This is a genomic window from Pedobacter sp. N23S346 (assembly GCF_048515415.1).
GTDB lineage: Bacteria > Bacteroidota > Bacteroidia > Sphingobacteriales > Sphingobacteriaceae > Pedobacter.
This window is the reverse complement of record NZ_JBLYEE010000016.1, coordinates 84,016-96,096: the sequence shown is the minus strand read 5'-3', so window position 1 is coordinate 96,096 and position 12,081 is coordinate 84,016. Positions and strand designations below refer to the sequence as shown.

Annotated in this window: 13 protein-coding genes; 6 read left to right on the top strand and 7 right to left on the bottom strand. The window is 37.5% G+C overall.

The window, feature by feature from the left end; genetic code table 11:
- Window positions 1–727: 727 nt before the first annotated feature.
- Window positions 728–1,465 carry a dienelactone hydrolase family protein gene (locus tag ACN1CD_RS21410; RefSeq protein WP_419132454.1) on the bottom strand — a complete coding sequence of 246 codons (738 nt, stop codon included), beginning with the start codon at window positions 1,463–1,465 and terminating at the stop codon, window positions 728–730.
- Window positions 1,466–1,685: 220 nt separating this feature from the next.
- Between ACN1CD_RS21410 and ACN1CD_RS21405 the strand changes: the two genes are divergently transcribed.
- The 4 genes from ACN1CD_RS21405 to mgrA all read left to right on the top strand — a co-directional run bounded on the left by ACN1CD_RS21405 (window position 1,686) and on the right by mgrA (window position 5,057).
- A complete protein-coding gene (locus ACN1CD_RS21405; RefSeq protein ID WP_419132453.1) occupies window positions 1,686–2,036 on the top strand; it encodes a hypothetical protein in 351 nt (116 codons plus the stop codon).
- A 513-nt stretch (window positions 2,037–2,549) separates the two neighbouring features.
- Window positions 2,550–3,191, top strand: a complete 642-nt coding sequence (locus ACN1CD_RS21400; protein WP_419132452.1) for a phosphatase PAP2 family protein — start codon at window positions 2,550–2,552, stop codon at window positions 3,189–3,191.
- Window positions 3,192–3,306: 115 nt separating this feature from the next.
- Window positions 3,307–3,969, top strand: a complete 663-nt coding sequence (locus ACN1CD_RS21395; protein WP_419132456.1) for an HAD family hydrolase — start codon at window positions 3,307–3,309, stop codon at window positions 3,967–3,969.
- 98 nt (window positions 3,970–4,067) lie between these two features.
- Window positions 4,068–5,057 (top strand): L-glyceraldehyde 3-phosphate reductase, encoded by a 990-nt coding sequence (gene mgrA / locus ACN1CD_RS21390; RefSeq protein WP_419132451.1) that lies wholly within the window; start codon window positions 4,068–4,070, stop codon window positions 5,055–5,057.
- Window positions 5,058–5,126: 69 nt separating this feature from the next.
- On the opposite strand, the gene ACN1CD_RS21385 is transcribed toward mgrA, so the two are convergent.
- Complete coding sequence (locus ACN1CD_RS21385; RefSeq protein ID WP_419132450.1) at window positions 5,127–5,399, bottom strand: hypothetical protein; 273 nt, start codon at window positions 5,397–5,399, stop codon at window positions 5,127–5,129.
- A gap of 323 nt (window positions 5,400–5,722) precedes the next feature.
- Between ACN1CD_RS21385 and ACN1CD_RS21380 the strand changes: the two genes are divergently transcribed.
- Window positions 5,723–6,646, top strand: a complete 924-nt coding sequence (locus ACN1CD_RS21380) for a cation diffusion facilitator family transporter (protein ID WP_419132449.1) — start codon at window positions 5,723–5,725, stop codon at window positions 6,644–6,646.
- Between the two features lie 83 nt (window positions 6,647–6,729).
- Here ACN1CD_RS21380 and ACN1CD_RS21375 read toward each other — a convergent pair whose 3' ends face one another.
- From ACN1CD_RS21375 to ACN1CD_RS21365, 3 genes are all read right to left on the bottom strand, one after another.
- Window positions 6,730–7,890 carry a DUF3095 domain-containing protein gene (locus tag ACN1CD_RS21375; RefSeq protein WP_419132448.1) on the bottom strand — a complete coding sequence of 387 codons (1,161 nt, stop codon included), beginning with the start codon at window positions 7,888–7,890 and terminating at the stop codon, window positions 6,730–6,732.
- A gap of 115 nt (window positions 7,891–8,005) precedes the next feature.
- On the bottom strand, window positions 8,006–8,203 hold the full coding sequence (locus tag ACN1CD_RS21370) for a hypothetical protein (protein ID WP_419132447.1): 198 nt from the start codon (window positions 8,201–8,203) through the stop codon (window positions 8,006–8,008).
- Window positions 8,204–8,297: 94 nt separating this feature from the next.
- A complete protein-coding gene (locus ACN1CD_RS21365) occupies window positions 8,298–8,618 on the bottom strand; it encodes a hypothetical protein (RefSeq protein ID WP_419132446.1) in 321 nt (106 codons plus the stop codon).
- 80 nt (window positions 8,619–8,698) lie between these two features.
- On the opposite strand from ACN1CD_RS21365, the gene ACN1CD_RS21360 reads away from it, so the two are divergent.
- Window positions 8,699–8,887 carry a hypothetical protein gene (locus tag ACN1CD_RS21360; protein WP_419132445.1) on the top strand — a complete coding sequence of 63 codons (189 nt, stop codon included), beginning with the start codon at window positions 8,699–8,701 and terminating at the stop codon, window positions 8,885–8,887.
- 68 nt (window positions 8,888–8,955) lie between these two features.
- On the opposite strand, the gene ACN1CD_RS21355 is transcribed toward ACN1CD_RS21360, so the two are convergent.
- Both ACN1CD_RS21355 and ligD read right to left on the bottom strand, forming a co-directional pair.
- Complete coding sequence (locus tag ACN1CD_RS21355) at window positions 8,956–9,252, bottom strand: Dabb family protein (protein WP_419132444.1); 297 nt, start codon at window positions 9,250–9,252, stop codon at window positions 8,956–8,958.
- 46 nt (window positions 9,253–9,298) lie between these two features.
- On the bottom strand, window positions 9,299–11,992 hold the full coding sequence (gene ligD, locus ACN1CD_RS21350) for a DNA ligase D (RefSeq protein WP_419132443.1): 2,694 nt from the start codon (window positions 11,990–11,992) through the stop codon (window positions 9,299–9,301).
- Window positions 11,993–12,081 lie beyond the last annotated feature (89 nt).

Below are 12,081 nucleotides of genomic sequence, written 5' to 3'. Positions count from 1 at the left end.
ATCAAAATGATTACCGCAGATTTTACTTTTCGCTTCTGCGGAAATCTTCTGGATCAGTGGGCAAATTATTAGCCTAAACTACTGGTCTGGTGTCCCACCAACCAGCATAAGTTTAATTTATAGGCATATGTTTTATGTTGATTGAGAACAAACTAGATAGATGGAAAAAGTAAGATCAGCAAAGTATAGTTTAGCTCAAGCGATGTTGATAATACTTACTATTGTAAATATTTAAGCGATCGCATTATAAGGGTTATCCCGCAGATCAAAATGATCAACGCAGATTTTACTTTTCGCTTCTGCGGAAATCTTCTGGATCAGTGGGCAAATTATTAGACTAACCTACCGGTCTGGTGTTACACCAACCAACACAAGTTTATTTATAGGCATGTGTTTATGTTGGTTGAGAACCAACTGATAGATGGAAAGCAAATATTGAATCAAACTTCAACAATTGATTTAAGACAACTGCATAAAAAATAAGGGCATAAAAAAGCTGATTATGGTTATTAATCAGCTTTTTTATTTCTTTAGTACCGCTTATCGGCTTTTTTAGCTCTGAATATCTGAAAAAATACGCCCAGTGAGCTGAGTATAAAAAATACTCCCATGATTAAATTGATTCTGTCATCCATAGGTTCATAAAGTTTAGGAACTCCAAGCTAAAACATTTGGATGACATTTCAAAGACATAAACAGAAAAGGAGTAACTTTTTTCAGCTATTAATTATTTCAGGATCTCACCTAAAAACAATAAAGTGTGTTTCCATGCCCTTTTTGCCATTACTTCATTATAATCAGCAGATTTAGGATCAGTGAAAGTGTGTTTACTATCGGCATAAGTAATGATTTGCCAATCTGCCTTTCCTTCATTCATCTCTTTAATTAAGTTACTCATATCCTCAGGCGTAACGCTTTGGTCATCAGCTGGATTTTCAATCAGCATTTTTGTGCTAAGCGCCACATTCGATCTGTCGGCCGCTTTACCTAAACTCCCGTGGATAGATACCACACCTAGAACAGGGAAACCCGCACGAGCGGTTTCTAATGCTCCTGCCCCACCGAAGCAGTAACCAATCACCGCTAACTTATCAGTTGATGCACCTGCTTTCTTCAATTCTGCTAAGGCTAGTGAGATCCGTTTCTGATAAGACTGATAATCTTTTTTGTATTTACCTGAAATTTGAGCTGCTGCTGCATTGTCTTTAGGAGTGTTTCCTTCTCCATAAATATCGGCTATGAACGCAATGTAACCTTGTTTTTGAAGTTCGAGTGCCGCCGTTTTTGCTTCGTCATCTATTCCTTTCCAGGCTGGTAAAATTAATACCCCAGGCAATTTTTTCCCTGTGTTTGTGGTAACCATTCCGCTTAGTTTCTGTGTCCCATCAGCATAACTAACCGGTTTTAATTGTGCATTTGCAATGCCTGCAGAGAATAATAAAATACTTAAGAATAATTTGTTCATTGGATTCTAGATTAACATGTGGTGAATAAAATTTACTAACATACAAATGAATGGATAATTTGTTAATGTTAAAATCATTCCGGATGATATTATTTACACCATAGTTGATATGAATCCATCTGAGTAGTTACACAACAGACATTGTTTTTTGATAAACTGCTTTATATATTTGCTAAATAAACCAATGATCATCCTTATTGGTCTAAAAATCACATCCCATATGAAAAAGTACGCCCTCTTATTCACTTTGATCCTTTCTTTCTACTTTGCAAAAAGCCAGACACTCGTTTTAGCCAAAGATGCAGGGCAATATCTAGGCAAAACAGTAACCATTTGCGATTCGGTTTTCTCAGCAAAATCATTGGATAAATTAACATTGATCAATCTGGGTGGTGCTTACCCTAAAGAGTTGATTACAATTGTAATTAACAAGGCAGATGAAGCTAAATTTACTTCCGAACCAGAGAGCATGTTTTTAGGAAATCATATTTGCGTTACCGGAATAGTAACAGAATTTAAAGGTAAAAAACAAATTGTGGTTACTGAACCAAAACAGATTATTGTGAAATAATAAGAAAAAGCTGCAGCAAGACTTTCCTGCACGCTACTTTGATATTTTATAAAAACCTGATTGACATGAGCAATTAGGTTTTTTTTATTTAATAAACTAAAATAGGTACCATTCAAAATAAGCAAATTGTGCCTTCCACATTTTATGGAAGGCCAATTAATTGGAGTGTTAAGGTTAAATATAAATGAGTTAATGATTTGCCGGGGGTTGCATGATCAATAAAAATAACTATTCATTGATTGTGCAGTTTTAATATATTTCAAATCAAAGATTATTGATTGGTCTGATTGTTCCAAAAATGTTATATAGACAGGGTTATTTCCTTGATAGAAAGGTTAATTATAGGGATGAAGCTCAAAACCAGACCTTCTTAAAAAATCAAATAAGCAATGTAGAACTTAAGTGAAATAATTAAAGTGCCGCTATCCTTGTATTAAAAAATAATATTTAAACAAAAAATTACAGACCTATCTTATAATTTAATAGTTTTGAAAAATTCACTAGTATACCCAAATGAGGTTAAAACCTAATATTCTGCTATCTGTACTCGTTCTCCTGATCCTCGCATTTACTACGTTGAGTGTATTTATAGCAAAACATCCTATCTTACCATTTGATGTGGAAGTTTCTTTAATGGTTCAGAAACACCAGACAGCGTGGTTAGATAAAATCATGTTAGCCATTAGTTTTTTTGGCGAACTCCCTTTTTCTTTGCTTTCTGTTTTAGTGGTTGCCACTATATTTTACTGGCAAAAGTTTAAACGTGAGGCACTTTTTATCTCACTCATACTCCTTTCGGGTTTAGTTATTCTGGGCATAAAAAGCGTTATTAACAGACCGAGGCCAACAGCATCTTATGTGCGATTAGTGGAAGTGAACAGGTTTCAAAGCTATCCTAGTGGCCATGTACTTTCCTATGTGCTATTTTTTGGTTTCCTCATTATTTTAATGCGCACATTGAAGCATATCCCAAAAACCACCAGAAACATCACTACTGCAATTTCAGTGTTTTTAGTGGTGATGATTGCGCCTTCCAGAATTTACCTGGGTGCCCATTGGTTTACCGATACGGTAGGCGGTGTACTTTTGGGTATCATTTGTTTATTCCCGCTATGCTATTTCTATTTCAGAAATAAACCAGTTGAAGAAAATTAATACAAGCGTTATTTCCAGTGAACAAACAGATTCATATTCGAGCATTCAATATTGAATAAAGTATGAGAACTAACTGACCTATTGCTAAAAAAAATCTAATATTTTTGCCTTCATGATGGACAATAAACCGAAAGCATTTCTCTTTGATTTAAATGGCACGATGATCAATGATATGGAGTTTCATAATCACGCGTGGCACGAGATTTTAACAAAAGATTTGGGTGCTAATATTAGCTTTGAAGGCGTAAAAAAAGAAATGTATGGCAAAAATCAGGATCTTTTAGAACGGGTTTTTGGTGTTGGGCATTTTTCTCAGGAACAAATAGACCAGATCTCTATTGAAAAGGAACACCGTTATCAGGCGGCCTACAAGGCACATTTAACTTTAATTCCCGGATTGGATCATTTCCTGGATAAAGCCAAAAAAGCCAATATCTTAATGGCAATTGGCTCTGCAGCCATCCCTTTCAATATCAATTTCGTGTTGGATAATTTAAATGTCCGCTCCTATTTCGAAACAGTAGTAAGTGCAGAAGATGTAGAAAAAAGTAAGCCAGATCCGGAAACGTTTACTAAAGGTGCGAAGATTTTGGGTATTGCTCCTGAAGATTGCATTGTATTTGAAGATGCACCAAAAGGTGTAGAAGCCGCTCATAATGCCGGAATGAGGTGCGTCGCTTTAACAACTATGCATACTGCTGATGAATTTTCAGCCTACGATAATATTATTGCCTTTATTGAGGACTATAACGACCCGGCCTTAAATCAATTATTTTAACACGAAATAATTTCTCAGGAAAAAAAATTGGTTTGAACTAAAATTAGAAATGGGTATTTAATAGAATCTTCCTAATTTGCAGATCAAACCTAACCAAAATGAATAACAACATCTCAGCCGATCGATATCAAAAAATGAAATATAACCGCTGTGGCAACAGTGGCTTAAAATTACCTGCAATTTCACTTGGGCTTTGGCACAATTTCGGGCATGTAAATGATTATGAGAACAGTAAAAACCTGATCTTTACCGCTTTTAATAATGGAATTACGCATTTCGATTTGGCCAACAATTATGGTCCGCCTCCAGGCTCAGCAGAAGAGATTTTCGGCAGCATAATAAAGGGAGATTTCCAGGGTTATCGCGATGAAATGATCATTTCCACCAAAGCCGGATACACGATGTGGGATGGGCCTTATGGCGACTGGGGATCTAAGAAATACCTGGTTTCCAGCCTTGATCAAAGTTTAAAACGCCTGAAACTGGATTATGTGGATATTTTTTACCATCATCGTCCGGATCCCGATACCCCGCTTGAAGAAACGATGGATACCCTGAGTTTGATGGTACAACAGGGCAAGGCATTATATGTGGGTATCTCTAATTACAAGGCACCGGAAGCAGAAAAAGCCATTCAAATTTTAAAAGAAAATGGCACTCCATGTTTGATCCATCAGCCCAAATACTCCATGTTCGAACGTTGGGTAGAGGGTGGCTTGCTTGATGTATTGGAAACCAATGGTGTAGGCTGCATTCCCTTCTCTCCACTCGCCCAGGGTTTGTTAACGGACAAATATTTACATGGCATCCCGGCAGATTCCCGCGTGGCAACAAGTGGTGTCTTTTTGAAAGAGAGCAGCATTACGCCAGAAAAAATTGAGGTGATCTCCAGGTTAAATGAAATAGCAAAATTACGCGGACAAAAGTTATCGCACATGGCACTTTCATGGATTTTGAAAGATCACCGCATTACTACCGTATTGATTGGTGCCAGTAAACCAGAGCAGATAACAGATGCCATATTGGCTTTAGATAATAACACTTTTAGTGAAGAAGAGCTCAAAAATATCGATTTGATTTTAGCTTAAATGCTCCTACATACCAGGCCGGCAAAAGAACCCTTTGTTTTTTGCCGGCTTATTTTTTTAAAAAAGGCATCAACTCCATCCAGTGGTTGGTGGCTCACCAACCGCTTTCATCCTTGCCTCGGCTAGCCGCCGAAGGGCTTTTACTTTTGGCTTGGCCCAAAAGTAACAAAAGTCCAAGGCTTGGAACTGATGTCGGATTAGCTCGTCGAAATTTAAATAGCGGTAGCGCAAGGGCTCGATTTGTTTTAATAAAGATTTTATTTTAAGAGCCGTTCGTGCTACCTTGGGTTTGAAGTATTTGAAAGTGGGTGCAAAAATTTCAACGGCTTCTCCTTCCATCATTTCCTAGGCCGGATAGCAGGATGCATAGCGCAAAGTGCTAATCCAGCGGCGAAATAATCCTGTCAAGTTGAGGGATAATTTATTTCATAAAAATCAATATAAGTGACGTTTTTGTAATTAATTCATTTTTAGTTATTTAATAAATTATATCAATGGTAGCTTGTCGAAACATCGTTAAGGACATTTTTTCTATAAATCCTTCGACAGGCTTAGGATGACATTTCGAATTTATGATGCAGCCTCATTTTTTTTCATACAGGTGAAACAAGGCAAACTAAAGGTGCTGCATTTGGTTTAAGGTATATTAATTTATATTTTCCCTTATGGCCAAAGCCAACAAATCTATTTACAGCGCACTCGCTGCTAATTTACTTATTGCGGTTACCAAATTTATTGCCGGGGCGTTTACCAACAGCTCTTCTATGATTGCTGAGGGAATTCACTCAACCGTTGATACCAGCAACCAATTATTGCTCCTTTATGGTTTAAAGCGAAGTACCAAACCGCCTGATCAATACCGTCCATTCGGTTATGGGAGAGAACTTTACTTCTGGTCTTTCATTGTTTCTATTATGATTTTCGGTCTAGGTGGCATATTATCCGTTTTGCAGGGTATTATGCACATTCGCCATCCGGAAGAATTGGTTAATCCAGGCTGGAACTATGCTGTTCTGGCTTTATCTTTTGTGTTTGAGGGCATATCGCTTATGGTAGCCATTAAGGAATTTAACAAAACCAGAAATGGCTTAACCTGGTGGAAAGCGATCATTAAGAGTAAGGATCCTTCCGGATTTCTGGTGCTGTTTGAAGATGGTGCGGCCGTGATGGGTTTACTGATTGTATTTGTGCTAATGCTATTAAGTCATAGTTTAAACATGCCATTTCTGGATGGTCTGGCTTCTGTTTTAGTTGGGATCCTACTTATTTTTGTTTCCTTTATTTTGGCCAGAGAAAGCAGAAGTTTATTAATGGGCGAAGGATTGAGTCCTGAAACGCAACAGAAGTTGAAAGTATTGATGGAAAATGATGGGGATGTAATTGAAGTAAAAAGTATCCTTTCTACCTATCAATCACCTAAAGAAGTGCTGCTAATTCTGGTTTTAACCTTCCAGCCTGAGTTAGATACGGAAGACTTAACGGCAGCAATAGATCGCTTAAGAAGCAAGATTAAGACTGAATATTCGATCATCAAATTTGTGATCATTCAGCCTCAATCTGTGAATTCAGAAACTGAGGAACTCACTTAAATATCAACTTGCGAAGTTTTGGTGGCCTTTGCTGTGGGAAATACTTAGAAAGTTTTAGCTTCTCAGTTTACAAATCCTTCAGGTTAACCCTGTTTTACTTTCAGTTTTTGTTTTAAAACACCTGCGGCTTTAGTGTAGCCCCCATCCGCTCCATCTACAAAATGAATATGTTCATCTTCAAAATCACGGACGTAACAAGACATCACCGATTCACCGCTCACATAAATTCCGTAAGAAATTTCTCCATCGGTTTCTAAGCGATCCAAAGCCTCCTGTAAAACTAAACGCTGCTTTTCTGTTCCTGTAATTACAGTATTAATTCTGCCATCAATCACCAGCGTATCAGACATTTCTACCAGTTGTTGCAGGTATTTCTTTCCGCTATCGGTTCTGAAATAGACAAAGGCATACAGGTTTACGAACCAGTTTTTAATCAGTTCGAAAGTTTTTATTTTACCTAAACGATGTCTCATTTCCTTACCCAGGTTATTAAAGCTGGTTCGAAAAATTAACTTTGGAATTGAAATCGGCTTCCTTATTTCTGCTGATCCGTAAATCTGATCCAGGTGCTGAATAATTTTACTAAAAACTTCAGCCTGCTTATTACTATCCTGTGCTATAGCGATAAGGGTAACCACCTCCTCGCTATTTTCTGGCGGTTGAATTTTATCCCATCTACATTGCATTCCGGTGAGATCAATCTCCTCCTCTGTACTGTCATGTCCGGAAAGCAGGTAATCATCTCCTTTTATCAACTTTTCGGCATAATCCAGTCCATCGCCCAGAACAATTGGAATGGAAAATGTTTCGCCACTGTTAAATCTGCTGATTTTAAGTAAACAGCCATGATCATAGATTTCCTTGACCGAGACAATTCCTGTGCGCAATTCCAGATTAAAATTTGTTAAAGAATTGGCCCGGTATTTCAATAGTGCTTTCATTGCATCATCTACAATACTGGATGGTACGATGAAGGTAGCTCCGTCGCCACCAAAGAAAAACGGAACTAAAATGTCCGCTTTAAATGCAATGTTGAGCACCGTTACGATACTGCCTGTAGCAATCAGGTTTACATCTTCATGCAAGCCAGCATCAACAGCGCTTGTAGAACTCTTTATATCAGTTATAATCACAAACCAATCTTCCGGAACATCAGAGAAGAGATTTTTCTTAAGCAGTAACCTACTTAAATTAAGCCTGCTAATGGTTAAATTTGAATAAAAATGATCCTGATTTAAAGGCATAGAAAATAATTCTGCTACAATATACGCAATGCCTTGTATTGAAGGAAGACGAAATAAAATATTTTGTGGCTAACGGGCCTTAATAAATCGCCATTTCTGATAAGAATTCTGGCCTTTAAATAATCACTAATATTGTTCCTGATTTTCCGAGGTAGAAATAATAGTGTGATTCTTTTGTATAACGAATTTTTTCGATATCAGATACCCGTCCTGATTTTCCAAATTCATCTTCCACAAAATCTCCAACTTTAATTTTTTCAAGTAGAAACAGACTGGTAGATGACCTTTTAATTAGTGTAGTAAATTTTTCCATGATTGCGCTTTGGAAAAAATATACGAAATACAAAAGTGACTGGTTTTTAGCGGGCAGAAAATACCAATAAATGAGTATAAGATAATAGTCAGGTTTAATAATGGACAAGCTCATATACCCGCTTCATGTATAGTGCTTCGTCGATTTTAACAAAAAATTCCTGCCATTCATCCCGTGTAAAAACCAGGCTGATATCTGGAAATGGAGTGGATAGAATCACCACATCTTTACCATTTGGGTGGCGCTCTACAAAATCATCAAAATGCAGTTTTTTGGTTGCTGAATGAAAAGCATCGAACTGCTCAAAAGAAAAATTCATCAATACACCCGCACGCCAGATGTTTAATACTTTACAGTTTTTACATTGTGAAATGATAATGTTTTGACTTTGAGCAAGTATACTGGTGTTACACATGGCTGATCTAATTTGATTTTTAATAAAAGCAAATAGCATATTATTTAGAATAATTCCAAATAATATTTAAAATATTTTCTATGCCTTTACCAAAACAACCAATTGAGGTGATTACTGCAAAAAAAAATACCGGAGGACATCCGGCATTTTTTGATTATTTTTTCTTAGAAACTGTCTACATTTCATTAATGAAGATCAACTTGCGAGGTTTTGGTGGCCGTTGTTGGGGGAAATATTTCGAAAGTTTGTGGTATTATCATCAAAACTGACGAAATTCTTCAGCGCACAGGCTTTGGAAATTTCGTAAGTTGATAAATTCTAATTTTTAGACAGCTTCTTAGTTGGCATCATAGATAATCACCTTCTCGAAATAGATTTTAAATTCATCTAAGAAAGCTTTGTGTAAAGGGTGAACCTGATAAATATCGTGGCCTGCCATATCTTCAAAAAGTAAAAGCAGACTGAAGGTGTAAGTAATGTCTACTACTGCACGCTCAATTGGCGCTGGTGTTCCAAGATGAAAAGTTTTCACCACTTCAATTTGTTCAAGGGTTTCTAAACTTTTACGGAAAGCTACTTTTTGCTCTTCGGTGGTATCGGCTTTAAGCCAAAATAAAACGTGGTGTGCTATCATTTATTTATTTTTTTTCAAATATAAGAAAGCAGAAGATGATTTCGGGCTATCCGAAAACACTTTTAGCCTTATTAACCGCCTTTTTTAAATCGATACCCTTACCCAAAACGCCTTTAAATATGTCTCCCTCTACTTTTAAACGATCCAGCGCATTAAAAATATTGAAATCTTTCATTTTTAATCCTTTTTTCACTTCATCCCAATGTAAAGGCATGGAGACTGTAGCACCGATTTTTGGCCGGAGCGAATACGGACCAGCAATTGTTGCACCTGGTCTGTTCTGTAAAAAGTCTAAATACATTTTACCTTTCCTGGCCGATATCATTCTTTCGAGAGAGGTATATTCCGGAAGTTGTTTATGAACTAAATTCACCACCAGTTTGGCAAACATCTGACTTTGATCGTAGGTATATTTTGCATTTAGGGGAATATAAATGTGCATGCCGGTGGAACCTGATGTTTTGCAATATGACGGTACATCAATGGCATCGAGAATCTTTTTAGTTTCCAATGCAGCTTCCACTACCTGATCAAAAGTGTTTTTATCGGGATCGAGGTCGATCACACAGTAATCCGGATGATCCGGACTTTGAATCCGGCTAAACCAGGGATTCATTTCAATACAACCCAGACTCGCCATCCAGAGTAAGGAAGATTCATCTGTCCCGACCAGATATTCCTTTTTTTCACCATCGCCATTTTCGTATGGGAAAGTTTTTGCCCATTCCGGCGCTTTACCTTTTACATCTTTCTGGTAAAAACTTTTCCCATGGATGCCGCCAGGGAAACGGTTGAGCGATTGCGGCCGGTCTTTCAGATAAGGTAAAATATAATCTGCTATTTGATAATAGAAGTTGAACATATCGCGTTTGGTTACTTTATCTTCCGGCCAGTAAATTTTACTGAGATTGGTAAACTTAAGCTCGTGCCCCTTTACCTTGCGCACCTGGGTTTGTTCTTTTGGATTGAGTAAGGTTTTGCGCTCACCCTGCTTCGGCGCTTTGATGGCTTCACGATGTTGCTCTGGTTCGGTTTCCTGCTGTGCAACCACTTCTTCGGTTGCAATTTCTTCTTCGCGAATCACATCTTTCGCTTTTTTATCCTCACGCATGCCCTGAAAAGATGGGTGCCTGAAAACCCCGTCGTTAGTAACTTCTGCAAATGCAACTTCACATACCAGCTCTGGTTTTAGCCAGGTTGCCTTAACTTTTGGCGGGTTTGGTCTAAAACGCGATGGCTTATTCACATCAGGAAGTTCATCAAAAGGACTTTTATCGATGATTAAAGGCTCAAATTGTTTGATCATCGCTTTTTGTAACTGCTCAGAAAAGCCCGTTCCAACCTTACCCACATATTGTAATTTTCCTTTTTCATAAACTCCAAGCAATAAAGAACTAAATGCTTTTGAGGTATCTTCATTTTTAGTAAATCCTGCAATAACAACCTCCTGGCGCTTACTTATTTTAATCTTTAGCCAATCTTTTGATCTTCGATCTGGTATATAAGTACTATTTGTTTTTTTAGCGATAATACCTTCCAATCCCATTTTTTCTGCCGCCGCGAAGAAATCGATTCCGCTGGCTTTAAAGACTTTTCCGAGCCGAACACGATCATCATCACTCGGCAGAACGTCATTTAAAATAGCCTGACGCTGGTAGAGTGGCAGATCCATCAGGTTTTTCCCATCGTGCCACAACAAATCAAAAACATAGAAAATAAGTTCACCATCGGCCTCACTTCGCCAGTTTTGTAAGGCACCAAACTGGGAAATGCCTTTATCATTTAACACTAAAATTTCACCATCAAGTACTGCATTGATTTTCCATTCGGACAGTAAATCATATATGGGATAAAATTTGTCGTTAAAAGACTTATTATTCCTGGATAATAAATCTACATTACCTTTATTTACAAAAGCCAATGCCCGGTAGCCATCCCATTTCACTTCATATTGCCAGGCATCATCATCAAATGGTTCGTCAACTAAGGTGGCCAACATGGGTTTAATGGCTGTAGGAATTGCTGATTTTGGAGCTTTCCTGAGGATGCTTTTTACATCCACATCCTCCTGCTCACCAATTGTCTCTGCATCTGGTTCTTTTACAACAGTTTTTTTAGAATCATTAACTTTTTGTTCTTTTCCATCCTTCCAAACCATTTCAGATGTTTTTTCCATCGCGCTGATGGTTTTTCCGGAAAGCACAGATTTATCTTGTTTAGTAATTTCTTTTGTAGAGGCAAAGTCGTCTTTGTGCTTAATTAAAAGCCAACCATTTTCGCCCATACCTTTTGTTTTCACCAAAGCAAATTCGCCCTTTAGTTTTTCACCATTGAGTTTTATTTTTACTGAGCCATCTGCAAGTTGTTTTAACAGGTGTTTTTCCTGTGCTTTTTTACCCTTGATTTCTTCTATCGGCTCATAAGTACCTTCGTCCCAAACAATCACTGTTCCACCGCCGTACTCTCCTTTTGGAATTGTGCCTTCAAAATCCTTATAATCAAACGGATGGTCTTCGACCATCATAGCCAGGCGTTTATTTTTTGGATCAGTAGACGGGCCTTTCGGCACGGCCCAACTTTTAAGTACACCATCCATTTCTAACCGAAAGTCATAGTGTAACCGTGTAGCATCGTGTTTTTGAATAACGAATTGTAATTTATTCTTATCCTTACTTTTTCCGGCTTTAGGCTCGGCAGTTTTAGAAAAATTGCGTTTAGATTCGTATTGTTTCAGGCCCATGATGATTTTATTTTCGTGAAATTTCTATTGATTAACAGTATATCATATAGAAACTTTAAAACAGTATTAAAACCTAAAAGGTTTTATAG